This window comes from Halobacterium sp. KA-6 (genome assembly GCF_021029015.1).
Taxonomy (GTDB): Archaea; Halobacteriota; Halobacteria; order Halobacteriales; family Halobacteriaceae; genus Halobacterium.
This window is the reverse complement of the sequence record NZ_JAJJZH010000001.1, coordinates 282,356-308,607: the sequence shown is the minus strand read 5'-3', so window position 1 is coordinate 308,607 and position 26,252 is coordinate 282,356. Positions and strand designations below refer to the sequence as shown.

At 68.1% G+C, this 26,252-nt stretch carries 34 protein-coding genes; 15 read left to right on the top strand and 19 right to left on the bottom strand.

Annotated features, from left to right (window positions below):
• Positions 1-20: 20 nt before the first annotated feature.
• Entirely contained in the window at positions 21-452 is a 432-nt protein-coding gene (locus tag LPA46_RS01770) for a bis(5'-nucleosyl)-tetraphosphatase (RefSeq protein WP_230887691.1), read from the bottom strand.
• Positions 453-577: 125 nt separating this feature from the next.
• Here LPA46_RS01770 and LPA46_RS01765 point away from each other — a divergent pair, with 125 nt between their 5' ends.
• Positions 578-910: an uS10/mL48 family ribosomal protein gene (locus LPA46_RS01765; protein WP_230891104.1), complete on the top strand. Its 333-nt coding sequence runs from the start codon at positions 578-580 to the stop codon at positions 908-910.
• Positions 911-965: 55 nt separating this feature from the next.
• Here LPA46_RS01765 and LPA46_RS01760 read toward each other — a convergent pair whose 3' ends face one another.
• Positions 966-1,229 (bottom strand): DUF7513 family protein, encoded by a 264-nt coding sequence (locus tag LPA46_RS01760; RefSeq protein ID WP_230887693.1) that lies wholly within the window; start codon positions 1,227-1,229, stop codon positions 966-968.
• Positions 1,226-2,782 (bottom strand): Na+/H+ antiporter NhaC family protein, encoded by a 1,557-nt coding sequence (locus LPA46_RS01755; RefSeq protein WP_230891103.1) that lies wholly within the window; start codon positions 2,780-2,782, stop codon positions 1,226-1,228. Before LPA46_RS01755 ends, LPA46_RS01760 begins: the two co-directional genes overlap by 4 nt.
• 87 nt (positions 2,783-2,869) lie before the next feature.
• Here LPA46_RS01755 and LPA46_RS01750 point away from each other — a divergent pair, with 87 nt between their 5' ends.
• On the top strand, positions 2,870-4,150 hold the full coding sequence (locus LPA46_RS01750) for an amidohydrolase (RefSeq protein WP_230891102.1): 1,281 nt from the start codon (positions 2,870-2,872) through the stop codon (positions 4,148-4,150).
• Here the strand turns inward: LPA46_RS01750 and LPA46_RS01745 are convergent, their stop codons facing one another.
• Entirely contained in the window at positions 4,151-5,521 is a 1,371-nt protein-coding gene (locus LPA46_RS01745) for a geranylgeranyl reductase family protein (RefSeq protein ID WP_230891101.1), read from the bottom strand. It lies immediately after the preceding gene.
• A 108-nt stretch (positions 5,522-5,629) separates the two neighbouring features.
• Between LPA46_RS01745 and LPA46_RS01740 the strand changes: the two genes are divergently transcribed.
• Positions 5,630-5,956, top strand: coding sequence for a 2Fe-2S iron-sulfur cluster-binding protein (locus LPA46_RS01740; protein WP_058981537.1), 327 nt, complete (start codon positions 5,630-5,632; stop codon positions 5,954-5,956).
• Position 5,957: 1 nt separating this feature from the next.
• Here LPA46_RS01740 and LPA46_RS01735 read toward each other — a convergent pair whose 3' ends face one another.
• Positions 5,958-7,079: an MBL fold metallo-hydrolase gene (locus LPA46_RS01735; RefSeq protein WP_230891100.1), complete on the bottom strand. Its 1,122-nt coding sequence runs from the start codon at positions 7,077-7,079 to the stop codon at positions 5,958-5,960.
• A 60-nt stretch (positions 7,080-7,139) separates the two neighbouring features.
• Between LPA46_RS01735 and LPA46_RS01730 the strand changes: the two genes are divergently transcribed.
• On the top strand, positions 7,140-7,763 hold the full coding sequence (locus LPA46_RS01730; protein ID WP_230891099.1) for a rubrerythrin family protein: 624 nt from the start codon (positions 7,140-7,142) through the stop codon (positions 7,761-7,763).
• Here the strand turns inward: LPA46_RS01730 and LPA46_RS01725 are convergent, their stop codons facing one another.
• Entirely contained in the window at positions 7,764-8,732 is a 969-nt protein-coding gene (locus tag LPA46_RS01725) for a sugar phosphate nucleotidyltransferase (protein ID WP_230891098.1), read from the bottom strand.
• A gap of 58 nt (positions 8,733-8,790) precedes the next feature.
• Here LPA46_RS01725 and LPA46_RS01720 point away from each other — a divergent pair, with 58 nt between their 5' ends.
• A complete protein-coding gene (locus tag LPA46_RS01720; protein WP_230887700.1) occupies positions 8,791-9,081 on the top strand; it encodes a transcriptional regulator in 291 nt (96 codons plus the stop codon).
• Here the strand turns inward: LPA46_RS01720 and LPA46_RS01715 are convergent.
• The 4 genes from LPA46_RS01715 to LPA46_RS01700 all read right to left on the bottom strand — a co-directional run bounded on the left by LPA46_RS01715 (position 9,078) and on the right by LPA46_RS01700 (position 11,940).
• On the bottom strand, positions 9,078-9,497 hold the full coding sequence (locus LPA46_RS01715; RefSeq protein ID WP_230891097.1) for a Rieske (2Fe-2S) protein: 420 nt from the start codon (positions 9,495-9,497) through the stop codon (positions 9,078-9,080). The genes LPA46_RS01720 and LPA46_RS01715 overlap by 4 nt on opposite strands.
• 204 nt (positions 9,498-9,701) lie before the next feature.
• Positions 9,702-10,556 carry an aminotransferase class IV gene (locus tag LPA46_RS01710; protein WP_230891096.1) on the bottom strand — a complete coding sequence of 285 codons (855 nt, stop codon included), beginning with the start codon at positions 10,554-10,556 and terminating at the stop codon, positions 9,702-9,704.
• 31 nt (positions 10,557-10,587) lie between these two features.
• On the bottom strand, positions 10,588-11,091 hold the full coding sequence (locus LPA46_RS01705; RefSeq protein ID WP_230891095.1) for a helix-hairpin-helix domain-containing protein: 504 nt from the start codon (positions 11,089-11,091) through the stop codon (positions 10,588-10,590).
• A 45-nt stretch (positions 11,092-11,136) separates the two neighbouring features.
• On the bottom strand, positions 11,137-11,940 hold the full coding sequence (locus tag LPA46_RS01700; RefSeq protein WP_230891094.1) for a shikimate dehydrogenase: 804 nt from the start codon (positions 11,938-11,940) through the stop codon (positions 11,137-11,139).
• 78 nt (positions 11,941-12,018) lie between these two features.
• On the opposite strand from LPA46_RS01700, the gene LPA46_RS01695 reads away from it, so the two are divergent.
• The 4 genes from LPA46_RS01695 to ftsZ all read left to right on the top strand — a co-directional run bounded on the left by LPA46_RS01695 (position 12,019) and on the right by ftsZ (position 16,960).
• On the top strand, positions 12,019-12,975 hold the full coding sequence (locus tag LPA46_RS01695; RefSeq protein ID WP_230891093.1) for a calcium/sodium antiporter: 957 nt from the start codon (positions 12,019-12,021) through the stop codon (positions 12,973-12,975).
• Positions 12,976-13,032: 57 nt separating this feature from the next.
• Positions 13,033-14,352 (top strand): sodium:calcium antiporter, encoded by a 1,320-nt coding sequence (locus LPA46_RS01690; RefSeq protein WP_230891092.1) that lies wholly within the window; start codon positions 13,033-13,035, stop codon positions 14,350-14,352.
• Positions 14,353-14,420: 68 nt separating this feature from the next.
• A complete protein-coding gene (locus tag LPA46_RS01685) occupies positions 14,421-15,776 on the top strand; it encodes a D-aminoacyl-tRNA deacylase (protein ID WP_230891091.1) in 1,356 nt (451 codons plus the stop codon).
• A 26-nt stretch (positions 15,777-15,802) separates the two neighbouring features.
• Positions 15,803-16,960 (top strand): cell division protein FtsZ, encoded by a 1,158-nt coding sequence (ftsZ, locus tag LPA46_RS01680; protein ID WP_230887708.1) that lies wholly within the window; start codon positions 15,803-15,805, stop codon positions 16,958-16,960.
• A gap of 224 nt (positions 16,961-17,184) precedes the next feature.
• On the opposite strand, the gene LPA46_RS01675 is transcribed toward ftsZ, so the two are convergent.
• The gene (locus LPA46_RS01675) at positions 17,185-17,469 is read right to left on the bottom strand and encodes an amphi-Trp domain-containing protein (RefSeq protein WP_230891090.1); all 285 of its coding nucleotides are present in this window, start codon (positions 17,467-17,469) and stop codon (positions 17,185-17,187) included.
• Positions 17,470-17,567: 98 nt separating this feature from the next.
• Between LPA46_RS01675 and LPA46_RS01670 the strand changes: the two genes are divergently transcribed.
• Together LPA46_RS01670 and LPA46_RS01665 are read left to right on the top strand one after the other, a co-directional pair.
• Complete coding sequence (locus LPA46_RS01670) at positions 17,568-17,741, top strand: protein translocase SEC61 complex subunit gamma (protein WP_230887710.1); 174 nt, start codon at positions 17,568-17,570, stop codon at positions 17,739-17,741.
• A gap of 1 nt (position 17,742) precedes the next feature.
• Entirely contained in the window at positions 17,743-18,180 is a 438-nt protein-coding gene (locus LPA46_RS01665; RefSeq protein ID WP_058981570.1) for a transcription elongation factor Spt5, read from the top strand.
• Between the two features lie 25 nt (positions 18,181-18,205).
• On the opposite strand, the gene LPA46_RS01660 is transcribed toward LPA46_RS01665, so the two are convergent.
• Positions 18,206-18,538, bottom strand: coding sequence for a hypothetical protein (locus LPA46_RS01660; protein WP_230891089.1), 333 nt, complete (start codon positions 18,536-18,538; stop codon positions 18,206-18,208).
• A gap of 90 nt (positions 18,539-18,628) precedes the next feature.
• Between LPA46_RS01660 and LPA46_RS01655 the strand changes: the two genes are divergently transcribed.
• Positions 18,629-18,805, top strand: coding sequence for a hypothetical protein (locus LPA46_RS01655; protein ID WP_230891088.1), 177 nt, complete (start codon positions 18,629-18,631; stop codon positions 18,803-18,805).
• A 30-nt stretch (positions 18,806-18,835) separates the two neighbouring features.
• On the opposite strand, the gene LPA46_RS01650 is transcribed toward LPA46_RS01655, so the two are convergent.
• The 3 genes from LPA46_RS01650 to LPA46_RS01640 form a co-directional block, all read right to left on the bottom strand.
• On the bottom strand, positions 18,836-19,564 hold the full coding sequence (locus LPA46_RS01650) for a fumarylacetoacetate hydrolase family protein (RefSeq protein ID WP_230891087.1): 729 nt from the start codon (positions 19,562-19,564) through the stop codon (positions 18,836-18,838).
• A gap of 50 nt (positions 19,565-19,614) precedes the next feature.
• Complete coding sequence (locus LPA46_RS01645) at positions 19,615-19,956, bottom strand: DUF7565 family protein (RefSeq protein WP_230891086.1); 342 nt, start codon at positions 19,954-19,956, stop codon at positions 19,615-19,617.
• A gap of 253 nt (positions 19,957-20,209) precedes the next feature.
• Positions 20,210-21,370 (bottom strand): acyl-CoA dehydrogenase family protein, encoded by a 1,161-nt coding sequence (locus LPA46_RS01640; RefSeq protein ID WP_442908190.1) that lies wholly within the window; start codon positions 21,368-21,370, stop codon positions 20,210-20,212.
• Positions 21,371-21,482: 112 nt separating this feature from the next.
• Between LPA46_RS01640 and LPA46_RS01635 the strand changes: the two genes are divergently transcribed.
• The gene (locus tag LPA46_RS01635) at positions 21,483-22,238 is read left to right on the top strand and encodes a PHP-associated domain-containing protein (protein ID WP_230891085.1); all 756 of its coding nucleotides are present in this window, start codon (positions 21,483-21,485) and stop codon (positions 22,236-22,238) included.
• Here the strand turns inward: LPA46_RS01635 and LPA46_RS01630 are convergent.
• The 3 genes from LPA46_RS01630 to LPA46_RS01620 are packed head-to-tail and all read right to left on the bottom strand — an operon-like array spanning position 22,235 to position 23,676.
• Positions 22,235-22,717, bottom strand: coding sequence for a metal-dependent hydrolase (locus LPA46_RS01630; RefSeq protein ID WP_230891084.1), 483 nt, complete (start codon positions 22,715-22,717; stop codon positions 22,235-22,237). The two genes, LPA46_RS01635 and LPA46_RS01630, sit on opposite strands and share 4 nt — an antisense overlap.
• A gap of 49 nt (positions 22,718-22,766) precedes the next feature.
• Positions 22,767-23,285, bottom strand: coding sequence for a CinA family protein (locus LPA46_RS01625; RefSeq protein ID WP_230891083.1), 519 nt, complete (start codon positions 23,283-23,285; stop codon positions 22,767-22,769).
• Positions 23,286-23,325: 40 nt separating this feature from the next.
• A complete protein-coding gene (locus tag LPA46_RS01620; protein WP_230891082.1) occupies positions 23,326-23,676 on the bottom strand; it encodes a nuclear transport factor 2 family protein in 351 nt (116 codons plus the stop codon).
• Positions 23,677-23,779: 103 nt separating this feature from the next.
• Here LPA46_RS01620 and LPA46_RS01615 point away from each other — a divergent pair, with 103 nt between their 5' ends.
• Positions 23,780-24,886 carry a pyridoxal phosphate-dependent aminotransferase gene (locus LPA46_RS01615; protein ID WP_230891081.1) on the top strand — a complete coding sequence of 369 codons (1,107 nt, stop codon included), beginning with the start codon at positions 23,780-23,782 and terminating at the stop codon, positions 24,884-24,886.
• Here the strand turns inward: LPA46_RS01615 and LPA46_RS01610 are convergent, their stop codons facing one another.
• Positions 24,887-25,087 (bottom strand): hypothetical protein, encoded by a 201-nt coding sequence (locus LPA46_RS01610; RefSeq protein ID WP_230891080.1) that lies wholly within the window; start codon positions 25,085-25,087, stop codon positions 24,887-24,889.
• A 111-nt stretch (positions 25,088-25,198) separates the two neighbouring features.
• Here LPA46_RS01610 and LPA46_RS01605 point away from each other — a divergent pair, with 111 nt between their 5' ends.
• Positions 25,199-26,230 carry an ArsA family ATPase gene (locus LPA46_RS01605; protein WP_230891079.1) on the top strand — a complete coding sequence of 344 codons (1,032 nt, stop codon included), beginning with the start codon at positions 25,199-25,201 and terminating at the stop codon, positions 26,228-26,230.
• Positions 26,231-26,252 lie beyond the last annotated feature (22 nt).

Here is a 26,252-nt window from a genome sequence, read left to right as displayed (position 1 = left end):
AGCGACCGGTGGGAGGCCGGTCAGGCTTCTTCGAGCTGCTGGTCGATGAAGTCGTGGGCGTCCCGGAGGATGTCCCGCGGGCCGTCCTGCGTAATCGTGTTGATGGCCTGCTCGTAGTCGCGCCACTGCAGGTCCGAGTGTTCGTTCGACAGTTCGGCGCTCGCCTCGAAGGACTTGGCGACGAACAGGTGGACCGTCTTGTGGATGCGAGTACCGTTCGCCTCGAACACGTAGTCGTAGTCGTCTCGGAAGCCGTCCAAGAGCCGGAAGTCCTCGATGCCGGCTTCCTCCTGTACCTCTCTGATAGCCGTCTGCTGGAGCTCTTCGTCCCCCTCCACGCCGCCCTTCGGGAACTCCCAGTCCCCGGGCCGGCTCTTCAGGAGGAGGTATTCGCGCCGGTCCCGCGTGTCGCGGAACAAGATGGCTCCGGCGCTGGTCGCTTCGACCGTCATTAACACGAAGTAGTGGACGACCAGTTAAGAGAATGTCGGAGTGGGTGGGTGACTGACACGCACCGTCCGGCTAAACACACGCTTTTTCACGGTGGAGCGCGTGGATTCGTACAGCACCCCCAGCCATGACCTTCGTCACAAAACTCTCTCTGAAGAGCGGTGACCGAGCCGCCCTCAACGGCGTCGTCTCCGACATCAAGGCGACGTGCCGCCGGAAGGGCGCGGAAATGAAAGGGCCCCACTCGGACAGCCCGGACGAGCAGTCCGTCCCGCTGTACAGCGGTCTCGGCGGCCGCGACGACGAGAAGACCGGCGCGTGGCACTACACGGTCTACCGCCGCCGCATCGAACTGTACGGCCACGACGACCTCGCCCGCGACATCATGGAGCGGGACTTCCCGGACAGCGTCCACGTCGAAGCCGAACTGGAGCAAGTGAAGCCGCTGGGTTCCTCGTAGCTGGGTCTTCTCTCTGCGACCGACGTCGAAACGCGACAGCGACGGCGCCGGCGAGTTAGAACGAGCTCTCGCCGACGGTTTCGAGGTACTCCGCCTGCCCGACGTGGGTGTCCTCGTTGAAGCCCTCGACGCGCAGGCGCACGAGCGTGTCGACGGCGTCGGCGGGCGCGTTCGAGATGCGGAGTTTCGAGTCGCCGACGCGCGCGACGGCCGTCCCGTCCTCGACGCCGGTGACGAACGCCGTAATCTCGTCGCCGGCCTCGAACGACGGCGTGTTCGTGCGGAAGCCGACGCCCGCGAGGAACGAGCCGAGCGTCATGCGCGACTCACCTCCTCGGACTCGCGGTCGCTAACGTACTCCAGGCCGTACCCCGTGACGGCGGCCGCCAGGAAGACGAAAAAGAGTAGCCAGCCGTGGAAGACGAACGGCCAGACGTCGATGGGGTTGACGACGGGGATGTTCTCGCCGAGCCCGCGCATCGTCTCGTAGCCGACGAGCACGCCGCCCGCCCACGGGAAGATGTAGCCGAGCGCGCTGGTGTTGGCGTCGAGGATGTTCGCGCGCCGGTAGCCGTTGATGTTGAAGCGCTCGCCGATGCGCGCGATGTACGGCGCGATGGCGATTTCGGCGGCGGTGTTGATGGTAATCATCGCGTTGACGGTCGCCGTACCGAGGACCATCGTGGTCTCGGCGCGGCGGACGTTGGTCGCGACGCGGTTCAGGAGGAACGCCTGAATCGCCTCGAAGCCGCCGCCCTGAATCATGATGCGGGCGCCGGCGACGATGAGCAGCGTGAGCACGATGAGCGGGAAGAACCCGGACGCGCCGCCGTAGAGGCTGCCCGCGACGCCCGTGCCTTCCTCGACGGTGACCACGAACGGCAGCCAGTCCAGCGACTGCGCCAGCCCGGAACTGGCGGGCGCGCGGAACAGCAGCGCGGGCGCGGTCTGGAGCCCGCTCTCGATGACGCCCCACGACGCGAGGAGCGTGGAGCCGACGTTGAACACGAGCGCGACGATGATACCCCACGAGATGGCTTCGATGATGTGGCGGCCGGCGACCGCGAGGCCGATAACCGTCAGCATCGAGAGCACGTGGACGAGGCCGAGCGGCTGGCCGTCGAGGGACGCGGTCGCGCCCGCTGCGACGTCCGAGCCCGGCATCACCTGGCCGGCGACGACGTAGCCGGCGAACGCTAGCACCGCGGCGAGGATGGCGTACTTGAACCGCGACGCGACCACGCCGCCGATGTCGGCGTTCTGCGTGACCGCGGAGACGATAGTGGTGTCGCTGACGGGTGCGAGGTTGTCGCCGAAGACGGCCCCGGAGAGGATGGCACCGAACAGTAGCACGGGGTTCGCGCCGAGCAGCACGCCCGCGGGGTAGAACAGCCCCGTGAACGCGATAGTGCCCCCGTACCCGGTGCCGATACCGGTGGTGAACAGTGCGGCGAGCAGGAAGGTGACCGCGGGGAACAGCGGCCCGGAGACGCTGGCCACGTCTGCGGCCCAGACGAGTCCCTGCACGAAGCCGCCGTCCTGGAGCAGTTGTGCGAACATGCCGGCCCACAGCCACGCGACGATGGCGGTGGCTGCGACCCGCTGGGTCATCCCCTCGAAGATGGTGTTTGCGTACGACGCCCACGACCCCTTCGTGAAGAACATGCCCACGACGAGCGCCGCGAGCATGCCGATGACGAGGCCAGTCGTGTCACTGACTTGCAGGACGCCGCTCTGGAAGATAGCCCACGCGACGAAGAGCGCGAGCGGTATCGCGCTCGCGATGCGGCCACCGTAGAACTCGATGTCGTGGCCGCCGCCCTCGCCGGGCTCGTGTAATTCGTCCGCTACGTCGCTGTCGTCGGTTGCCATACGTGTTTCCCTCACTTCGCCGCACGTATTAAAAACCTACACCGTGGGACGTGACGGTTTATGTGGCAGCCGCGCTTTCGCAGCAGTATGAGTGCTGACACGGCCGAGCGGCTGGTGGCCCTGCGCCGGGACCTCCACCGTCACCCGGAGCCGGCGTGGTGTGAGTTCTACACGACCGCGCGCATCGTAGAGGAGTGCCGCCGAATCGGCGTCGACAGACTCCACGTCGGCCGCGACGCAATCGACCCGGAGGCACGGATGGCGGTACCCGAGGACGACGAACTCGCGGCCTGGTTCGAGCGCGCCCACGACGAGGGTGTGGACCCAGCGATTCTCGAACAACTGGAGGGTGGCCACACGGGTGCCGTCGCGGTACTCGAACGTGGCGAAGGGCCGACCGTCGCGCTGCGCGTGGATATCGACGCACTCCACATCACCGAGTCCGAGAGACCGGACCACCACCCCGCGAGCGAGGGGTTCCGCTCCGAGCACGAGGGGCAGATGCACGCCTGCGGGCACGACGGCCACGCCGCCATCGGCGTCGGCGTGCTCGAAGCCATCGCGGACAGCGACTTCGCGGGCACGTTCAAGGTCGTCTTCCAGCCTGCGGAGGAGCGCGTCGGCGGCGGGAAGGCGGTCGCGGAGAGCGGCCACCTCGACGACGTCGACTACCTCTACGCGGTCCACCTCGGCCTCGACCACCCCACGGGCGAGGTGGTCGCGGGCATCGACGGCTTCCTCGCGGTCAGCCACCTGCTCGCGGAGTTCGAGGGCGAGCCCGCGCACGCCGGGGCTCACCCCGAGCAGGGCCGGAACGCGGTGCAGGCGATGGCGACGGCCATCCAGAACCTCTACGCGATTCCGCGCCACGACGGCGGCGCGACGCGCGTGAACGCCGGGCGCGCGGGCGGTGGCACCGCGACGAACATCGTCCCCGAGGACGCCTTCGTCGAGGGCGAGGTCCGCGGCGAGACCACCGAACTGATGCGCTACATGAAGGAGAAGGCCGACCGCGTGCTGCAGTCGGCCGCGGAGATGCACGAGTGCGAGGTCGAACTCTCCACGGAGGGCGAAGCGCCGAGCGCCACCAGCGACGACGAACTCCGCGACGTCTTCGGTGCGGAAGCCGCGGCCGTGGCGGGCGTCGATTCGGTCATGGACCGCGACGACCTCGGCGGCAGCGAGGACGCCACGTTCCTCATGAAGCGCGTCCAAGAACAGGGTGGCTTGGCGTGTTACGTCTGCGTCGGTACCGACCACCCCGGCGGCCACCACACGTCGACGTTCGACGTGGACGAGACCTCGATTAGTATCGGCGTGGAGAGTCTCACAGAAGCGATTCTGCGCGTCGCCAGCGAGCAGCCGTAGTCAGTACTTCGGGTCCGCGCCGGTGACCTCGTAGACGTCCTCCATGATGTCGTCCCGCTGGGCCTGCCAGTCGGCGAGCGCGTCCGGGCTGGTGGGGTAGTCCTCGTAGTGCTCGAGGAGGCGGTCGGCCTGCTGTTTGGTCTTGTAGAACTCCCAGATGTTCGACCAGTAGCCGAAGGACTTCAGCGCGGTGACGACCTTCAACTGGAGGCTGAACTCCGTACTGCCGCCATAGAGCGCTTCCGCGAGTTTCTCGCCGGGGAGCGACGCGAGCAGCCCCATCAGGTCGTCGACGTCGACGGCCGTCGAGAGGATGTTGTAGACGTCGAGCGCGGCGTAGCGCGCACCGTAGTGGTCCATCACGCGCTCGTTGTACTCCCAGAGCATCGACTCGGAGACGTCGCCGGCTTCGATGGCGTCGATGGCTGCTTCGGCGGCGTACTTGCCGGCGTACGCCGCGCCCGCGATGCCGCCGCCCGTGGTCGGGTTGACGTGTGCCGCGGCGTCGCCGACGGCCATGTAGCCGGGCGCGGTCGCGGAGTCGTACGGCCGCCGCGTCGGCAGCGCCGCGCCGAGTTTGTCCGTGACCTCGCCGCCCTCGAACTCCTCGCGCTGGCGGAGGTCTTGCTTCAGGTCGTCGACGAGTTCCATCGGCTCCTCGTTCATCTGGAAGCCCAGCCCCGCGTTGATTTCGGTGCTCGTCCGCGGGAAGTACCAGAGGTAGCCAGCGGCGCGCTCGGTGGGCTTGAACACGAGCGCGTCGTCCCACTCGACCTCCTCGGGGACTTCGACGATTTCGCGGTACGCCGAGCAGAACTGCGAGTAGGAGACGTTCGTGTCGAAGGTAGCCTCGGAGAAGTCGGTCTTGTCCTGGAGGATGGAGAGCGCGCCAGCCGCGTCGATGACGACGTCGGCGTCGAATTCGTGGACGCCGCCGCGGCGCGTGCCCTTCACGCCGGTGACGGTGCCGTCGTCGTCCTGGAGCACGTCCTGCACGACGACGTCGTAGTAGAAGTCCGCGCCCGCGTCCTCGGTCGCCTCGATGATGCGGCGGCCGTACTCCCGGCGGTCGATGACCGCGAGTTCGCCGGGGACGGGGATTTCGAGGACGGTGTCCTCCTGGGGAATCTCGAAGCGGCCGTGGTCGACGCCTGTGTTCGTGAACGCGGGCTCGAGGCGCTCCTTCGGGATGGCTTCGGGGAACGCGTCCGCGCCCTTCAGGGCGTCGCCGCAGGCGATGTGTCCGGCTTCCTCCGCGGACTTTCGCTCGACGACGGCGACGTCGTAGCCGGCGTTGGCCACGGTCGCGGCCGTGTAACAGCCCGCGGTGCCGGCCCCGACGACGGCGACGTCGTACTCGTGAGTGGTCATACGCTTCGGATTCGCGCCCGCGAGGAAAACTCTTTACGTACAATCTGTCCTCTCGGCGCGGACACGGGCGAAGGAAGAGTTTTACCCGTTCTCCTGCAACCGCCAGCCATGACCGAGTACACCGTCGAGTTCGTCGGGACCGGCGAGGAGATTCAGGTCTCCGACAAGGAGACCGTGCTGTCGGCCTGCCTCGAAGCGGGCATCGCCCAGGAGTACTCCTGCCGCGTCGGGATGTGTCTGGCGTGCTCCGCGAAAATCGAGGCGGGTGAGGTCACCCAGCCCGCCGCGCGCGGACTCACCGAGGAGGAAGCCGAGAACTACGCGCTGACGTGCATGGCGCGCCCGCAGTCGGACCTGAAACTCGACCGCGGGAAGTACCCGCCGAGCATCGAGGAGGACGCCGCCGCGGGAGCGGCCGCGGCCGACGACGACTGAGTCACGTCGAGGACACCGCGCAGTTGTTCGGCCCACGCTCTAGTTCTAGCGTCTCCGCGTCGAGGTCTCGCCGTCCGAGGTTCGTCGCGACGATTGTCTCGTAGTTCGCCGGTCGCGGCGGCAGGTCCGTCGTGAGCGCGTCCACGAACGCCTCACGCGACAAATCCGTAACGTCCAGCGATTCCCGAACTGCGCCGAGGCTCCGAGCGAAACCGTCGTCCGCGAGCGGTGTCGTCGCCTCGACGTGCCCGGGGAGCACGCGGGTGTCGTCCGGGTACGCGAAAATCAGGTCGTGGAGCGTGTCGTACTGGTGGCCAGCGAGTTCGCGGGCGCGGTCGGCGTCCTCGAGGTCGGGACGGCCCACGCCGTCGAGGAACAGGCAGTCCGCGGTGAGCAACGCCTCACCCCACTCCAGCACAACGAGTTCGGTGGTGTGGCCGGGCGCGTGCCGCGCCACGAGCTCGCGGTCGCCGACTTGGAGCGAATCCCCGTCCGCGAGCAGCGTCGCGTCGTAATCGAGACCGCGCTCGGTCGCACCCGCGGGCAGCACGCGCTCGGCACCCGTCTCGTCGGCGAGCGCGCGGACTCCGGAGAAGTGGTCGGCGTGGACGTGCGTGTCGACGGCCCACCGGAGTTCGAGGCCGCGGTCGGCCGCGTCGTCGGCGTACCGCTCGCTCGCGGCCGCCAGCGGGTCGACAACGGCGGCTTCGTCGGCGTCGTGGAGGAGGTAGGAGAGACAGCCCGACGACGGTCGCTCGTACTGTACGACCCCCTCTCCGAGGTCGTGGGCGACCACGAGGTCCGCCCACGCCTCCATTCCGCCGTCGAGGTTCACGGCGTCGACGCCTTCCTCGCGGAGCGCCGCCGCGACCTCGTCGCTGGCCTCGCCGACCCCACACACGGCGACGATTGGCTCGTCCAATTCGTCCGGGACGAGGTCGGCCGCGTCGCCCGAGACCTGCGCCGAGACGAACTGCATATAGGGGACGTGAGCGGCGGTCACGTCGGGGCCGTCGACGTGCCACGCATCGAACTCGTCGCGGTCGCGGACGTCCAGCACGGAGACCGAGCCGCTCCGGATGCGGTCGTAGAGGTCGCGCGGCGTGATGGCTGGCGAAGTCACACCCGTGCGTAGGGTTGGAAGTGGCAAAAGCTCACGTGCACCGCGCGCGAATCGGGAGTCATGAACGTCGACGACTTCCGCGACGACGTGGCGGCCGCCGTGGAGACCGAACTCGACCGCCTCGGCTCCTCGAAGCGCCTCGTCGCGCTCACGGACGCGACACTCGACGACGAGACGGTGCTGCGCGCGGCCGCCGCCAGCGAGGCCGCCGCAGCCGACGTGTTCGCGGCGTGGGCGGCCGACGCGACCGGTGACGCCGCCGAGACGTTCGCCGCGTTCGCGGAGCGCGAGCGCGAGCACTACGAGCGCGTCGCCGCGGAACTCGACGAAGACCCGGACGCCGACCCCGGCGCCGTCCACGACTACCTCCGCGACCTCGACGACACCGTCGAGCGCGCGGGCGGCGTCGTCGGCCGCGGCCTCGTCGCGGAACGCACGCTCGCGCAGTTCGTGAGTTACTTCGTGAACAGCGCCGACGAAGCGCGCGCGGACCTGTTCCGGGAACTACGCACCGACACCGACGCGGACACCGAGGCTGCGCTCTCCCTGCTCGCGGACGCGGCAGCAGACGAAACGGACGTCGAGCGCGCGAGAGCCGCCGCTGTCGAGGTCGTGAACGTCGCCTACGAAGAGTACGTCGAGGCGCTCGAATCGATGGGCGTGAACGCCAAGTCCGTCTGTTGATTACTCGCCGTTGGATATCGTGGTGTGCGCGCCGATGAGCGCGCCAGCGAAGTCGATGTTCTCGAGGTGAGTCTGCTCGTCGATGATGGAGTCGCGGACGTCGCAGTCGTGCAGCGTCGCGTCCGGGAAGATGACGGAGTTGTCGACGCTGGAGTTGCGGAGTTCGGCGTCGGCCATCACGTGGACGTTCTCGCCGATGGTGGTGTTCTCCACGACGGCGTCGTCGCTGACGAGGTTGTCGCCGTCGAGCTTCCAGCGCACGGCGTCGAGGTACGACTCCGGCGTGCCGATGTCGAACCACGCGCCCTCGAAGGTGAACGCGTGGACGGACTGGCGGGCCTGCAGCCACTGGAGGAACCAGCCGGGCTCGTCGGGGTTCTCGCCCTCTTCGAGGTACGTCTGGAGGTCGGGCAGCGTCTCACGGGGGAACGCGTAGCACGCGATGGAGACGAGCGTGCTCTTGGGGTGTTCGGGTTTCTCCTGGAAGTCGACGACCTCGTCGCCGTCGAGGTCCACGAGCCCATAGGACTTCGCACGTTCGAGACTGCCGACGTCGTAGGCGGCCAGCGCGGGCGTCCCCTTCGCCTCGAAGAAGTCCACGAATTCGGCGATGTCGAAGCTGATGAGGTTGTCCCCGGCGACCACGACGAGGTCGTCGTCGACGTTCTCGCGGTCGACGAGCTGGGCGAGCGCGCCGACGACGCCGAACTTCTCGTCCTCCTCGGACGTGTCTTCGACCGTGAGCGTCGGCTTCTGGAAGTCGCTGTCCGCGAGGTACTCCCGGAAGTCCTCCGCGAAGCGCTCGTTCGTGGAGACGAACACCTCCTCGATGCGGTCGTCGGCTTCCAGGTCCGCGAAAATCTCGTCGATGACTGTCGAGTCGCCGACCGGGAGGAACATCTTCGGCCGATGTTTCGTGATTGGCCACAGCCGGGTCGCGTACCCGCCGGCGAGGACGACGGCTTTCATACCCCGACGGTACTCCGCGTCCGATAAGGCCTTTTTCATCCAGTCTCCCTGTTCGAGCATGGACGACCAGACCACCCGCGAACGCATCCTCGACACGCTCCGCGAGCGCCCCGACACGCCGAGTGGCCTCGCCGAGGAGTTCGGCGTCTCGCGCGGCACGGTGCTGACGCACGTCCGCCACCTCTCGAAGACGCTGGAAGGGACCGACGAGGAACTGCTCGTGAAGCCGCCGGAGTGCCAGGACTGCGGGTTCAACGACTTCGACGACCCCGTGAACGTGCCGTCGCGGTGCCCCGAGTGCAAGAGCGAGAGCATCGAGGAGCCCGCGTTCGTCGTCGAGGACGTCTAGAAGCCGAGGCGCGCGCCAGGGGACGTCGAGAGGTCCGCGGGGTCGTCGTCCTCGACGCCCGCCCGCACGAATTCGTAGTCGTCGTCCGCGAGGAAGACCTCGCCGTCCCGCGTCTCGACCGCGACAGGGTCGAGTTGCGCGCCCTCGCAGGGGCCGTGCGTGCAGACCCCGGAGTCCTTCTCGAAGGTCGCGGCGTGCTTGCGGCAGACCACGTCGCCGTTCCGCACGGGCGCACCGTCGCCCGTGTCGAGTTTCACGTCCGTCCAGTGCATGCAGTAGTTCAAAAACGACGTGACGGTGCCGTCCGAGAGTTTCAGTAGGATGGCCTCGCGCTCGTCGCCGTCGTCGGCGAGCGTGTACAGCAGCGTTCCGTCCGCCGGCACCTCGTCGACCGCAGCGATGCGCTCGTCTCCCATCGACTCCGGCTACCGGTTCGGTGGCTTTGAGCGTACCGGAAGCAGCCAGTGTTCCTCGAGCATCCGCGAGCGCCTATGGCGCGAGCGGTTCACTCACGGCGAAGCCGCGAGGCCGACGAGCGACCGCAGGGAGCGAGGAGTGCTTTTTCCGCAAGTTTTTGCAAGCGAACGCGCCGCTGGCGCGTGAGCGCAGCAAAAAGTGCGTTAGTAATGTCTCTGTTCAATCTCTTCGGCGAACGCGCGGGCGAGGCGGGCGCCGACCTTGCACGTGGTGTAGGTGGTGTCGTCGTAGGTGGCGACGGGCCGGACCTCCCACGTGGTGTTCGTGAGGAACAGTTCGTCGGCAGCGCGCAAATCGCGGGGCATGTAGTGGCCTTCCTCCACTGGGATGCCGAGTTCGTCCGCGAGTTCGACGACTGCCCAGCGCGTGATACCGGGGAGGACCGGGAGGTCGAGGCTGGGCGTGTGGAGCGTGCCGTCGTCGACGAAGAAGACGTTGCTCGTGGCGCCCTCGGTGACGCGACCGTCGGCGTCGAGGAGGATGGCTTCGTCGGCGTCGCCGGCGTCGATGCGCGCGAGGACGCCGTTGAGGTAGTTGTGAGTCTTCGCGACTGCGGGGAGCGCGTCGTCGGAGACGCGTTCGACCGCGGCGGTCGCGACCGTCGCGGGTTCGCTCCAGACGCGTTCGCCGTCGACGCCGCCGCGCGGGAGTTCCTTCGCGACGACCACCACGGTCGGGTCGACGTCGTCGGCGGGCGCGAACGCGCCGTCCTGTACGCCCCGGGAAATCGTCAGTCGGATAGTCGCGTTCGCGAGGTCGTTGGCAGCGAGCGTGGCGTGGACGCGGCCGCGGAGGTCGCGGTCCGAGAGTCCGTGCTCGATGCCGAGCGCGTCGCAGGTCGCCTGGAGGCGGGTGGCGTGGGCGTCCCACGCGAACACCTGCCCGCCGTACGCCCGCAGCGTCTCGAAGGCGGCGTCGCCGTACTGGAAGCCGCGGTCGCGGACGCTCACCGTGGCGTCCTCGGCGGCGACGACCTCGCCGTCTACGTGGTAGTACACGTGTCGGAGGCGGACAGGCCGTGTGCGGCCATCAGGCGTGGTCTTGGGCGGTGTCCACCCAGCGGCCGACGCGCTTCGCGGAGAGGTCGACGCGCTCCGCGAGCTCCTCGGGGTCGGCCGCGGCGAGGTCCGCCACAGTTTCGATGCCCGCGTCTTCGAGGCGGTCGGCGTACGCCGGCCCGATGCCCTTCAGGACGGTGACGGGGTCGCCGTCGACCGACGTCGGCGTCTCCTCCTCGCCGGGGCTGGCGGCCTCGGCGGGTTCGGCGGCGCGCGTCGGGTCGTCGGTGTGCTCCTCGTCGACCAGCGACTCCGTGGAGGCGGCAGCGTCGGTCTCCGTCGCGACCGGCTCGTCGACGTCTTCCTCTTCGGCCTCGGTTTCAGTTTCGGCTTCGTGCTCCGCCTCCGGTTCCTTCACCGCTCGCTCGGATTCCGCCGAGGCTTCGTGTTCGACGGTCACGTCGACGCCGCTCCCGGCGGAGCGGCCCTCTTCCTCCATCCCGAGCAGCGATTTGAGTGTCGAGAGCAGTCCCATTAGCTGGCTATATCCCCCGACTGCACTTAAAGCCGTGCCCGACGGTCAGAGTTTCGCGCGCAGCGCGTCGTTCATCGCGGCTATCGGCGCGTCTCGACCCGTCCACAGTTCGAACGCCGCGACACCCTGGAAGAGGAGCATCCACGCGCCGTCGATGGTCGTAGCACCCGCGGCGTCGGCGTCCCGGAGCAGCCGCGTCTCCAGCGGCGCGTACACCGCGTCCAGCACCGCGAGGTCGGCGTGGAGCGCGGCCGCCGGAACGGGCGACTCGTCCGCTTCCATCCCGACGCTCGTCGCGTTCACGAGCACGTCGGCGTCCGCGAGCAGCTCCGGGAGTGCGTCGAGGCCGTGGGCGGACGCGGCTGCTCCGACGTCGTCGGCCAGCAGTTCCGCGGTTTCGACGGTTCGGTTGGCGATGCTGACGGACGCGCCCGCGTCGGCGAGCGCGAACGCCGCCGCGCGGCCCGCGCCGCCCGCACCAACGACGACCGCGTCGCGGCCGTCCAGTTCGACGTCGTGGTGGGCGAACGAGCGGCGCACGCCCTCCGCGTCCGTGTTGTGGCCAGTGATGGTGTCCCCGGAGAAGTCGATAGTGTTGACCGCGCCGATGCGGGCCGCGAGGTCGTCCGGGTCGACGACGTCGAGGACCGCCTGCTTGAACGGGATGGTGACGTTCAAGCCGGCGACACCGAGCGCGTCCGCGCCCTCGACTGCGGCCGCGATTTCGTCGCGCGCCGGCTCGAAGGTGACGTAGCGGGCGTCCAGCCCGACTTCGTCGTAGGCGGCCTCGTGCATCGGCGGCGACAGCGAGTGTTCGACCGGGTTCCCGACGAGTCCGAATACCTGCACGCCTCGACCCACTCGCCGCCCGTTTATAACTGATACTCACTCCGAACGGTTTTTGCCCGCGAGCCAGTTTCCCGGCGTATGGCCGGCACACTCCTCGCCGACGGCGCGATACTGCTCGTCGGCATCCTGCTGCTCTACGTGGGCGCCGAGTTCCTCGTCGCCGCGGCGTCCGCGCTCGCGCTCTCCCACGGCGTGAAGGCGGCGACGGTCGGCGTCACCATCGTCGCGTTCGCCACCACCGCGCCCGAACTGTTCGTCAGCGCCACCGGCGCCCTGACCGCCTCCGACAGCATCGCGCTCGGCAACATCGTCGGGTCGAACATCGCCAACATCGGGCTCGTGCTCGGCGCGTCCGCGCTCGTCCGCCCGATGGAGGTCGACGACAAGACGCTCTACCAGCACGGCCCGTTCATGTTCACGGCCGCCGTCGCGCTCGTCGTCCTCGGGCTCGACGGCAGCATCGGCACGTTCGACGGCGTCGTCCTCCTCGCGCTACTGGCCGGCTTCACCGGCTACCTCTACTACAAGTCTCGACAGGAGGACGACGTCGCGCTCCCCGAAGAGGTCGAGATGGACGAAGACGCCACGACCGCCGGCGTCCGCGAGTACGTCACGCTCGTCGGCGCCATCGTCCTCCTGCTGGCTGGCTCCCGCGCGCTCATCGACGGCGGCCGCGGCGTCCTCACGGCGTGGGGCTTCGACGACCTCTTCATCGGTCTCACCATCATCGCGTTCGGCACCTCCGTCCCCGAATTGGCGACGTCGCTCGTGAGCGCGATTCGCGGGGAAGCCGAGTTCTCCATCGGGAACGTCGTCGGGTCGAACATCTACAACGTGCTCGCGGTCATCGGCGTCGTCGCCGTCGCCGTCCCCATCTCGGTGTCCGGGTCGACGATTGGCTACGAGTTCCCCGTCATGCTGGCGTTCACCGTCGCTGCGCTCGCCATCATGGCGTTCGGCGACCGCATCACGCGCGTCGAGGGCGCCGGCTTGGTCGTCGGCTACGTCGGCTTCGTCTACTTCCTGCTGCCGTAACCCGGAGTCCGTCGCCCAACCACAAGCGTTAGGGAGCGCTTCGCGGACAGTGTCGGTATGTTACGAGAGCGGCTACAGCACCCACTGACGGCGCTGGCGCTCGCGACGCTGCTGACCGCGCCATGGGTCGGCGTCTTCCTCACCGGCGGCCCCGACGCGTACGGGTTCGGCGAAGTTACGACCGTCGCGGTCAGCGGCATCGCCGTCCTCGGCGCGGCGTTCCTGCTGGCGTGGGGTGCCGAGACCGCCGAGAAGGACGTACCACCCGCGTTCGCCATCGCCGTACTCGCGGTGCTCGCAGTTGCCCCCGAGTACGCCGTCGACGCGCTGTACGCGTGGACTGCCGGCGCGAACGCCGGGACCGCACGCGGCATCGAAGCCGCGAACCTCGCGGTCGCGAACATGACCGGCGCGAACCGCATCCTCATCGGGCTCGGGTGGTCCGGCGTCGCGCTGTTCACCGTCTACAAGGCCCGCTCCTCGAAGGACCCCGCGGTCGAGCAGCGCGGCGGCCTCCGTAGCGTCGTCAACCTCGACCCCGCCATCGCCACCGAAATCACGTTCCTGCTCGCGGCGACCGCCTACGCCTTCCTCGTGCCGCTCCGGGGCGGCATCGACATCGTCGACACGGTCGTGCTCGTGGGGTTGTTCGCGGCCTACATCGCCATCATCATTCGGGGCGACGTCTCCCACGACACCGAACACGTCGGCGTCCCCGCGTACCTCCAGGAGTTCCGGCGGCCCGCCCGCGTCGCCACCGTCCTCTTCCTGTTCGCGTTCTCCGGCGCGGTCATCTACACCGCCGTCCACCCGTTCGCGCACGGCCTCGAAGTGCTCGGCGAGGGCGCCGGCATCCCGCCGTTCTTCATGATTCAGTGGATTGCGCCGCTGGCCTCCGAGGCACCCGAACTCATCGTCGTCGTCTACCTCGTGAACAAGGCGCGCTCGACGGCCGGATTCAACGCGCTCATCTCCTCGAAGCTCAACCAGTGGACGCTGCTCATCGGGACGCTCGCGGTCGTCTACAGCATCGCGTACGGGGGCGTCGCCACGCTCCCGTTCGACGAGAAGCAGGCCGCCGAAATCTGGATTACCGCCGCCCAGAGCCTCTTCGCCATCGCCATCCTCGCGAACTTCAACATCGCCGTCTGGGAGGGTATCACGCTGCTGGTGCTGTTCCTCACGCAGGTGTTCGTGGAGTTCGGCATCATCCGGCTGGTCGCGGAGCCCCGGGCGACCGAACTCAGCATCCTCGTGCTCTACGCCTACACCGTCGTCTACCTCGCGCTCGCCGTGGTGTTGCTCGTGCGTCGCCGCGAGTCCGTCGCCCGGCTGCTCCGAGTCACCGCACGGGGCGCTCGGTCGGCGTTCGAGTAGCGCCGCAGGACGCGGTCGGTTCGTCGGGGAACGGCAGTCGTTTTACGGCCCACTGCGTACCGCAGGCCGTGATTGGAATCGTCGTGAGCCGGGCCGACAGCGCGTCCGAACACATCGGCGAGCAGCTGCTGGCGCTCGGCGGCTTCGAGCAGACCGGCGAGGGCGTCTATCGTCGGGAGGGGTTCGAGCTCCGGGAGTTCGACGACCTCCACATCGACCTCGAGGACCCGGCGACGGCGTTCGACGACCCCGACTACGTGGTGGTCGTGTCCCGGCACGCCGGCGACACCGGCGCACTGCTGACCGCCCACCACACCGGGAACTTCGGCGACGCGGAGTACGGCGGCGAGGACCGCGCGCTCGCGGAAGCCTGCCCGAACGCACACCGCGAGGTCGTCGACGCGCTCCGCGAGCACGCGCCCGACGGCTACGAGGTCGGTATGGAGTGCACGCACCACGGCCCGACCGAGGTGAGTGCGCCGTCGATGTTCGTGGAACTCGGCAGCGACGAGGCGCAGTGGGACGACCCGGATGGAGCGCGAGCGGTCGCGCAGGCTGTCCTCGACCTCCGCGGCGTCGACGCGCGCTCGGATCGCGCGCTCGTCGCGTTCGGCGGCGGCCACTACGCCCCCCGCCCCACGCGCATCGTCAGGGAGACCGACTGGGGCGTCGGCCACGTCGCCGCCGACTGGTGTCTCGACGACCTCGGCGACCCCGAGGACCACCAAGACGTTATCGAGCGGATGTTCGAGGCGAGCGGCGCGGAGCACGCCGTCGTGGACGGCGACAAGCCCGCAGTCGAGCGCGTCGTCTCGGGATTGGGCTACCGCGTCGTCAGCGAGACGTGGGTCCGGGAGACCGACGGGGTCGACCTCGAACTCGTGGACAGCGTCGAAGAACGCGTCGGCACAGTCGACGACGGCCTCCGCTTCGGCTCGCCTGCTGTGGGCTACGAAGACGGCTACGCGGTCGTCGACCTGCCCGCCGACCTGCTCGATACCGTCCACGCGACCGACCCCGAGGCGGCCGTCGACGCCGCCGCCGAGACCGCGCTCGCCTACGCCACCGACGAGAACGGCAACCGGCTCGCCGGCCCCGCCGCGTTCGCGGACGAGGAGGCCTACGACGCGTTCCTCGCTCGCGTTGCGAACATTCTCGAACGTGACTACGACGTGACCCGCGATGACGGCGCGTTGACCGCGACGCGGGACGCGTTCGACCCCGCCGCCGCCAGCGAACTCGGCGTTCCCGAAGGCCCCAAATTCGGGAAACTCGCCGCCGGCGAACCCGTGGCCGTCGACGACGCGGAAATCCGGCCGGCCGACGTCACCCGCACCGAGACGACCACCGTTTCGGTCGGATTCCGCGAGCGGACGCGTGAGCGCGTGCGACGCCCGTCCGACGCGGAGGGGAAAGGTAATTAAGCCTCACACGCTACCCGTTACGCAACATGGACTCGATTGTGCAGGACGCCATCGACGAAGCCGAGGAGGACTCGGCTTCGGAGGCAGGTGACGTCCCAGCGGAGGGGACGAGCGCCAGCGTCCCCACCGGCGAGATGACTGACGACGAACTCGAGGACGTCCTCCAGGAGCTCCAGACGAGCATCACCGTCGTGGGCTGTGGCGGGGCGGGCTCGAACACTATCGACCGAATGTTCGAGGAGGGCATCCACGGTGCATCGCTGGTCGCCGCCAACACCGACGTCCAGCACCTCGTCGAAATCGAGGCCGACACCAAGATTCTCATGGGCCAGCAGAAGACCCAGGGCCGAGGTGCCGGCTCGCTCCCGCAGGTCGGCGAGGAAGCCGCCCTCGAATCACAGGACGAAATCCGGGACTCCATCGAGGGCTCGGACATGGTGTTCGTCACCGCCGGCCTCGGTGGTGGCACTGGGACTGGCTCCGCGCCCGTCGTCGCGAAGGCCGCCCGCGAAGCCGGCGCGCTCACCATCGCCATCGTCACCACGCCGTTCACGGCCGAGGGCGAGGTCCGCCGCACGAACGCCGAAGCCGGCCTCGAACGCCTCCGCGACGTCGCCGACACCGTCATCGTCGTCCCCAACGACCGCCTCCTCGACTCGGTCGGCAAGCTCCCCGTCCGGGAAGCGTTCAAAGTCTCGGACGAAGTCCTCATGCGCTCCGTGAAGGGCATCACGGAACTCATCACCAAGCCCGGCCTCGTCAACCTCGACTTCGCCGACGTTCGCACCGTCATGGAGAAGGGTGGCGTCGCCATGATTGGCCTCGGCGAAGCCGACTCCGACGCCAAAGCCGCCGACTCCGTCAAGAGCGCGCTCCGCTCTCCGCTGCTCGACGTCGACATCTCCTCTGCGAACTCCGCGCTCGTCAACGTGACTGGTGGCCCGGACATGAGCATCGAAGAGGCCGAAGGCGTCGTCGAGCAGCTCTACGACCGCATCGACCCCGACGCCCGCATCATCTGGGGGACCAGCATCGACGAAGACCTCGACGGCGAAATGCGCACCATGGTCGTCGTCACCGGCGTCGCCTCCCCGCAGATTTACGGCCGCAACGACGCCCCCGAGCCCGAACCCGAGCCCGACGGCGGCGACAGCGAAATCGACGACATCGACTACGTCGAGTAGAAGGACCTTTTTACTTCGTCGGGTGCGCTCGCTCCGCTCGCGCACCGCTCCTCGCAAAAATCTACGCTAAAAACGTCCTGCGCTCACTCGCTGCTCACGGCTCGCGCTGCTCGCCGTTCGCACGTTCCGAGGCGCTTCGCGCCTCGCTACGCTCGTTCGCGCAGTGAACCGCTCGCTTCGCTCGCGGACGCTCCTGCTCCGTACAGCCAGTCCGCACCGCTACGCTATTCGATTTCGAGCTCGCCAGTCTCGCCGGCTGCCTCGCCGTCTTCGGGCCACTCGAGTTCGAACTCGACGCTCAGTTCTTTCGCGCCGTCGGCCGGCCCCTCGCGTTCGGCTTTGACCTCGAACGTCGGGCGACTCGGCGGGTCAAGCGTGACCTCGTCACCACCCGCTTTCAGCGTGATTGCGCTCCCGGATTCGAGGTTGTCGGCAATCGTGCGGAGGTACGACGCGATTTCCTCGCGGCTGCGGTCGCTCTCGGACTCGAAGAGGAGTTCTTCTGGCATGCGAGTGGGCGATACGTCGCCCGCACCGATAAACGAGCGGGCCGTTGCCCTCGCACGGCATCAATAGATAAAAGAGCGCTCGCCGACTCTACACGTGTATGGACGTTCCCCTAGAGCTTTCCGCGTATACGCGCGTGCTCCGACTGGCGAGCACGCCGTCGTGGGAGGAGTTCTCCCAGATTTCGAAAATCGCCGGTGCCGGCATCCTGCTGGTCGGCCTGCTCGGCTTCGTCATCTTCCTGGTGATGGAAGCAGTCACGTCGGTGATATAAGATGGGCGTGTACGCCGTCAAGACCACCGCGAGCCAGGAACAGACCGTCGCCAGCATGATTGCCAACCGCGAAGCCGACGAGATTCACGCGGTGCTGGCACCCGACGCGCTCACCAGCTACGTGATGGTCGAAGCAGACGACCACAACATCATCGAGCGCGTGATGGAAGAGATTCCCCACGCGCGCAGCCTCGTCCCCGGCGAGTCCGGCATCAGCGAGGTCGAGCACTTCCTCTCCCCGAAGCCCGACGTCGAGGGCATCGCGGAGGGCGACATCGTCGAACTCATCGCCGGCCCGTTCAAGGGCGAGAAGGCCCAGGTCCAGCGCATCGACGAGAGCAAAGACCAGGTCACCGTCGAACTGTACGAGGCCACCGTCCCGATTCCGGTGACGGTCCGTGGCGACCAGATTCGCGTACTCGACTCCGAAGAGCGGTAACGTCCGCCGAGCGGAGCGAGGCGGTTCACTGCTCGCGTCCGTCGGACGCGAGCAGGTCGTTTTTCACCACGTTTTTGCGAGGAGTGGTCGCCGTCGGCGACCCGACGAAGCAAAAAGTGGGCGTGTGACGGTCCGTGGCGACCAGATTCGCGTGCTCGACTCCGAAGAGCGATAGCGAACGCGACCAGCGAGGAACAGCGAGCGCAGCCAAGCGTTCCTCGAATCGCCAGTCGACGTTTCCACAATTTTCGACGTTCAGCGCCTCGCGGCCCAAATCCTTACGTTCGAGGCAGCCGCAGCCACCACCGGAAGGAAGAGTCACACGCTCCTTCCACCCCCGTTTTTCGGCCACGAACACGCCGACGGTGGCCGGCTGTTGTTCGTATCTTCGTGAAAATATTAGCGAACGGCAACAGTACTCATCACCTAGTGACGAGTCGTGTTATCTATGCCCAAACACCTGTTCGCGGAGTGCCCGGCATGTGGTTGGGACCCGAGGTGCGCGTACCTGCGTGAGGACCAGGAGCTCTCCGACGAGTCCGCCCACGACCGAATCGTCGAGCACGTCCAGCTGACCGACGACAAATTCCACAACCGAATCGAGAGCGAGCTCCAGCGGGCGTGACGAGCCGGTGCTCGCCGGTCGTGCTTCGACTCAGTTCTCGGCGGTCGGTTCGGCGATGGTGTTTTCGAGCGTGCCGACGCCCTCGTAGGTGATTTCGACGGTGTCGCCGGGTTCGACGAGCCCCGGATTCGCGGGGCTGCCGAACGCGACGACGTCCCCGGGCTGGAACGTGAATCGCTCGGAGAGGAACGAGACGACCTCGTAGGGGTCGAACAGCATGAGTTCGGTATTGGCTTCCTGACGGCGCTCGCCCGCGACGTCGGTGTGCATGTCGATGCCGCGCGGGTCGACGTCGGTCTCTATCCACGGACCGAGCGGCCCGGAGCCGTCGAAGGCCTTGCGCGCGGTGCGCCCGGGCTGGTCGAGCGCGTCGAGATCGTTCATGATGGTGAACCCGCGGAGCACGTCCGGCACGTCGCGCTCGTCGACGCGGTGGCAGCGCTCGCCGACGACGGCCGCGAGTTCGCCCGCGTACGTCAATTCGTCCGTGAATGTCGGGTACGGCACGTCGTCGCCGTGTCCGACCACGGAGACCGGCGGCTTGATGAAGAAGTCGGGCTGCTCGGGGCGCTCGTAGTCCATCTGGTCGAGCGTCTCGGCGTAGTTGCGTCCGACGCAGTACAGCGCCGACGGGTCGCAAGGCGGCGCGAGCGTGCCGTCCTCGCCGACGACGTACTCGGCGTCCTCGGTGGCGACGCGTCCGTCGCGGTACTCGCCTTCGACGAGGCCGTCGTCGGTCCGGAGTCGTGCGAGTCGCATGGCTGAACGTCACGGAGGCGCGGCAAATCGCTTACGAACGCGGCGAGAAGCTAGCTCGTGGTGGCGTGCGCGGCGTCGGTGGCCTCGGCGACGTCGATGGGTTCGTCGCTCAGGAGGTCTTCGAGCACCGACGGGTCGAGTGCCTCGGCGACGTCGTCGAGCACGCGCTCGCGCTCGCGGATGGCTTCAGCGTCGCCGTCGTAGAACCGGACGTACTCGGCGCGCGTGTGCTCGCGGAGCCCGTGCTTGATGGCGAAGAAGCCCTCGGGGACCGTCTCCCCGCAGATTTCGCACTCGTGGGCGTCGTGGTCCGCGACCTGATGGGCCAACAGCGCCTCGACGCTCCCGAACGTCGACCCACAACCGACAATCGCGCACTCCCACGCAGACATACGCCTCTGTAACCTTAGCGCGCAAATAAACCTTGTGTCGCTTTTTCGACCACTGAACCCGCTCCGTCCGCCGTTCGTCTGTCTTCCGTCAGACAAATTATCGCCAGCGAAACGCCGTTTAGTCGGGTGTTAACGCCCAGCAATCGAAGCCTGATACGGGCACTTCGAGAGGTCTCCCGTCCGTTTCTCGATTCGGGCGAGTGGAAAGCATCGAATTTACTGGCGGTCGGTAGACAGGGCAGCGTCTGCCTCGCTACTGCTCGCCAGACTGCCGATAAATCAGGTTCCGCTGAATCTCGTTCGCGCCCTCGTAGATGACCGGGATGCGGGCGTCGCGGTAGACGCGGGCGATGCGGCGGTCTGTGAGAATCGAGCGGCCGCCGTGGAACTGCATCCCCTGTTCGGCGTTGTCGACGGCGACCTCGGTGGACTTCGTCTTCGCCATCGCCGCCCAGAGGCCGGGGTTCTCGTAGGCCTCGACTTTGCGGGCGGCGCGGTAGTTCAGCGCGCGTGCGGCCTCGAATTCGAGGCGCATGTCCGCGAGGCCGTGCTGGACGGCCTGGAAGTCCGCGACGTGGCGGCCGAACTCCTCGCGCTCGTGCACGAAGTCCCACGCCTCCTCGAGCGCGGCGGCGGCGAGGCCGAGGCCGTGCCCGCCGACGACGACGCGGCCGTGGTTGAAGAAGTCCGCGAGCATCATGAACCCGGCTCCCTCGCTCCCGATGAGGTTCTCCGCGGGAATCCGGCAGTCGTCGAAGACGATGTGCGCCTGCTTGGACGCGGGCATCCCCATCTTCTCGGGGATGTGCTCGGCGACGTATCCCTCGGTGTCCGTGGGCACGACGAACAGCGAGTAGTTCATGTAGCGGTCGTCGGTGTCGCCGGTCTTGGCGTACACCGTCACCCAGTCGGCTTCGACGCCGTTGCCAATCCAGTACTTCTCGCCGTTCAGCACGTACTCGTCTCCGTCCTTCTGCGCAGTGGTTTGCATGCCGGCGAGGTCGGAGCCGATTTCGGGCTCGGAGACCGCGAGGCCGGTAATCTGGTCGTTCTCCGCGACCGGGCGGAGCCACTGTTCTTTCTGTTCGTCGGTGCCGTACTGTTCGAGCATCTCCGCGCCGAAGCTCGCGAGCTGGAGCGTCAGCGCGATGCCGGCGTCCGCGCGATAGAACTCCTCGGCGACGGCGAGAATCTGTTCGAGGTCGAGGCCGCGGCCGCCGTACTCCTCGCTGATGTCCTGGGCGACGAGGCCGGCGTCCATCCCGGCCTCCAGAACCTCCCACGGGTAGTCGCCGGTTCGGTAGTACTCCTCGGCGTTCGGCGCGATGTGCTCGGTGGCGAAGTCGCGGGCCTCCCGCTTGACGTCGCGGGCGTGCTCGGGCACGAGGTCCTCGGAGAGCAGATTCAGGCTCATACCGGCAGTTGGGGCGCCACGGACATAAACGGCCGCGAACGCCCAACAGCGGGCACGGAGTTTATCGGCCGGAACCGTAAGCCGCTAATCCTCGGCTGACGAACCCGGGCACGTGCCGACGACACGGGTCGACCTCCACGCGAAGGTGCTCGACGACGAGGCGGTCCGCCGCGCGAAGGCCGCCGGCATCGACGTGCTGGTGTACGCCCCGCACTTCACGCGGCTGCCGGACGCCCGCGAGCGCGCGGCCGAGTACTCGGACGAGGAGCTACTGGTGGTGCCCGGCCGCGAGGTGTTCACGGGGTCGTGGCGCGACCGCAAGCACGTGCTCGCGGTCGGCCTCGACGACCCAATCCCGGACTTCGTGACGCTGGACGGCGCGTTCGCGGCGTTCCGCGAGCAGGACGCCGCCGTGCTCGCCCCCCACCCGGAGTACCTCACGGTGAGCCTGACGGCCGCGGAAATCGAGCGGTTCCGCGAGGACGTCGACGCCGTGGAGACGTACAACCCGAAGCACTTCCCGTGGGACAACGACCGCGCGCGAGCGCTCGCCGACGGTTACGACATCCCCGGGTTCGCGTCCTCGTACGCCCACCGCGCGGCGACCGTGGGCGGCGTCTGGACGGAGTTCGACGCCGACATCCAGTCGGAGGCGGACCTCGTGGACGCGCTCAAGTCGGGCGTGGCGCGCCGTACCTACCACCAGCGCAATCCGCGGTTCCGGGCGCGCGAACTGGTGGAGAAGGCCCACCTCGCGTACGAGAACACGTGGGAGAAAGTCGACCGCCTCCTCCTCTCGGGCATGGAGCCCACCCACCCCCGTCACATCGCGTACGGCGGCGAGTTCGACGACGTCGCCATCTACTAGAATAGGCTGCTGACGGCGTCGGTCGGAACGTACTGCGGGGCGACGTGGACGACGACCGCGATGGCCGCGAGTTCGACGAGCGTGATGACGACGGTGACCGTGCTGGCGTACTTCGAGACCGTCGTGACGCCGACGGGCAGCCCGTACTCCTGGTCGGAGAGCGGGTAGAACAACGCGATGCCGCGCTTGCTCCCGACGACGTCGAGCACGTAGTGGGTGGCGACGCCGATCCAGACGTACTGGAGGTTCCCGAAGTACATCGGGAAGACGTACAACAGTGCCAGTATCGGGATGTTGTGGAGGGTCTTGCGGTGTTTCCCGAAGTCGGTGTCGACGTCCGGGAACAGCGCGCCCAGCACGACGGGGATGAGCACGGCGGCGATGGTGCGCAGCGTCTCGACGCCACCGGAGGGGTAGAGCACGTAGCCCAGCCCGATGGCGAGCAGGATGCCGTTGAGGATGTGGTCGCCCTTGTTCATTATCGGGGCCGAGAGCACGCGGCCACGTCACCGTTTCGGCACACGGCCGCTACGTCCGGACCGACTCGACTTCCTCGCGGAGTTTGCGGAGCGCGCGCCGCGCAATCTGTTCTTTGACTTCGGTGCGCGTGCCGTCGAACTCCCGGCGCTCGACGGTCGTGTAACTGGACTGCGTGCCCCACTCGCCGGCGTACGCGACGCCGATGTAGACGGTGCCGACGGGCTTCTCCTCGCTCCCACCGGTCGGGCCGGCGATGCCGGTCGTGGAGACGCCCCACCTCGTGCCGGCGGCGTCGCGGGTCGCCTGCGCCATCTGCCGGGCGACGGGCTCGCTGACGGCACCGTGTTCGTCCAGCGCTTCCCGGGAGACGCCGGTGTCGAGTTTGGCGTCGTACGTGTATGTCACCAGCGCGCGGTCGAAGTAGTCGCTGGAGCCCGAGACGTCGGTCAGCAGCGACCCGACGAGCCCGCCAGTACAGGACTCGGCGGTCGCGACGGTGTGGCCGGCTTCGGGGAGCACGTCGTTGAGTTCCTCCTCTATCGGCGGGTCGGCGGCGTACTCGCGCATGGTCCGGGCTACCGCGCCGGCGAGCAAGAAGGTGGTGGCGTCAGACGGTGTCGCGGTCGGTGTACGTGTACCGCTTCGCGATGCGACCGTCCTCGAAGACGTGAATGTCAGCGAACCCGAACTCGACGTTCTCGCCGTCCTGCACGCCCGAGAACATCCCGCGGACGGCCGCGCGATTCCCGTCCACGAGCACGTCGTGGACGGTGTGGCTGCCGTCTTCGAGCGGGCGGTCCTCGCGGTAGAACGCTTCGAGGTCGGCCTTGCCCTCGATCGGCGGCTGGCCGGGCCGGTCGTAGACGACGTCGTCGGCGAACAGCGCGAGCAGGTCGTCGATGCGGTCGGCGTCCACGGCGTCGTAGTACTCGTGGACGTGCTCGGTGTAGTCGGTCATGGATGGACTGTCGGGTGGCCGGCGAATCAACCGCACAGTACCGGCAAGCGCCGCTCGTTTCCGCGGGCGAAAGAGCCACGTGGTGGGACGGAAACGCTGGTGTATGGAGTACGAGGAGCCGCTGTTCTTCCGCGTGATGGAGTACGCGGCGAAGTCAGACAGCGACGTGGTGAACATGGTCTCGGGGAACCCCGACTGGGGGTCGCCGCCCGCGCTCGCGGAGGGCCTCCACGAGTACGCCGACACGGGCGGCCGCCAGTTCCAGTACCCGCCCAGCGAGGGGCTCCGGGAGCTCCGCGAGGAAATCGCGGCGCGCCGGCAGGTCCCCGTCGAGCAGGTCATCGTCACGAACGGCGCGGGGGAGGCGAACTACCTCGGGATGGGGCGCGCGCTCGAACGCGGCGCGGGCGACGAAGTCGTGATGACCGACCCAGTCTACCCCTACTATCCGGGGAAGACGGACATGCTCGGCGGCGAGCAGGTGTTCGTCGAGACGGCCGAGGACGGCAGCCTCGACCCCGACGACGTGCGCGCCGCCGCCGGCGAGGACACCGCGTGCATCATGGCGACGACGCCGAACAACCCCACGGGTGCGGTGTACGGCGAGGAGACGATGCGCGAACTCGTCGCCGTCGCCGAGGAGTACGACGCCGTCCTCGTCAGCGACGAGGTGTACGACCACTTCGACTTCTCCGGGCGGTTCACCTCGGCGCTGGAGTTCGACTCCGAGCACCGCATCGTCGTGAACGCGTTCTCGAAGTCGCTCGCTATCACGGGGTTCCGGGTCGGCTACTGCATCGCGCCCGAGCGCCACGCCGACCCGATGAAGTCCCGGCACATGCTGACGAACGTGGCGACGACGCGCCCGGGCCAGGCCGCCGTCCTGCACGCGCTCCGCGAGACCGAGCCGGAGTACTACGAGCAGACCCGGGAGACGCTGAAGGAGCGCGTGGACACGTTCACGTCGGCGCTGGACGACGCGGGCGCGGAGTACACCGAACCCGACGGCAGCTTCTACGTGCTCGCGCGCTTCCCGGACTTCCCCGGCACGCTGGAGAACACGTACGAACTCATCGACGAGGCGGGCGTCGCGGGGATGCCGGGCTCCGGGTTCGGGACCGCGCGCGAGGACTGGCTGCGGTTCGCGCTCGTCACGCCGCGCGTCGAAGAAGCAGCCGACCGGCTCGCGGCCTACTTCGCGGAACGGTAGTCAGTAGCCGCCCGCGTCCGAATTCGAGAAACACCGCCCGCAGCGGCAGGCGTCGAAGTCGTCGAGCGCGCGCTCGACCGCGACCGTCCGGATGTCGTCGTGGCTGACGTCGTTGGTCGCGCCACACTTCGTCCGGCTGTAGGGGTTCTCCACCCCCTTCTTGTGCACGGTCGCGGTGCGCTCGTTCAGTACGCCCTCCATGCGGGCTAGTGACACGCTCTGCGCGGAAAACTGCTCCGGCCAAAACGTTCGGGACGCGCCCGCGAGGACCGCGACCGACGGATTGACCCCGCTGGGTCGCCCACTCCGTGTATGGACGAAATCGAGGTCGAGGCGGTCGACTCCCTCGACCCCGGGGTAGTCAGCGACACCGCCGAGTACGTGCTGTACGGCGGGAAGGGTGGCGTGGGGAAGACGACGATGGCGGCGGCGACCGCGCTCGCGAGCGCGAACGACGGCACCGCCACGCTCGTGGTGTCGACGGACCCCGCGCACTCGCTGTCTGACACGCTGGAGTTCGACGTGCCGAGCCGGCCCGCGAAGGTGCGCGAGGACAGCCCGCTGTGGGCGGTCGAAATCGACCCGGACGACGCGCTCTCACAAGCCGGGATGTTCGGGCAGGACGGCGGGTTCGCGGGCGGCCTCGACGAACTGCTCGGCGGCGCGGGCGGTGCTGGCGACGACGGTGCGATGATGCCGGGGGCCGACGAGGCCGCCGCGGTCCAGCTCCTCCTCGAATACATGGACGACGAGCGCTTCGACCGCGTCGTGGTCGACACCGCGCCGACGGGCCACACGCTCCGGCTGCTGGAACTCCCCGAAGTGCTGGACTCGATGGTCGGCCGCATGATGCAGATGCGCGACCGCTTCGGCGGAATGATGGACGGCCTCACCGGAATGTTCGGGCAGGGCGACGACGAGGACGAGCAAGCCGGCTTCGGGAACCTCGACGCCGTCGAGGAGCGCGTCGAGCGACTCCGCGACGTACTCACGGACCCGACGCGGACCGACTTCCGCGTCGTGCTCGTGCCCGAGGAGATGAGCGTGCTGGAAGCCCAGCGGCTCACCGACCGCCTCGACGAATTCGGCGTGCCCGTGGGGACCGTCGTCGTCAACCGCGTGATGGAGCCGCTGGCGGACGCCGCGGACGTCCCCGGCGACGCGTTCGTCGCGCCGAACCACGAGGACTGCGAGTTCTGCGCGCGCCGCTGGGACGTCCAGCAGGCCGCGCTCGCGGACGCACAAGACCTGTTCAGAGACTACGACGTCAAGCGCGTGCCGCTGCTCGCCGACGAAGTGCGGGGCGAGCGCCCGCTGCGCGTCGTCGCGGCGTGTCTGGACTGACGGCCGGCTCCTACGTCGATTT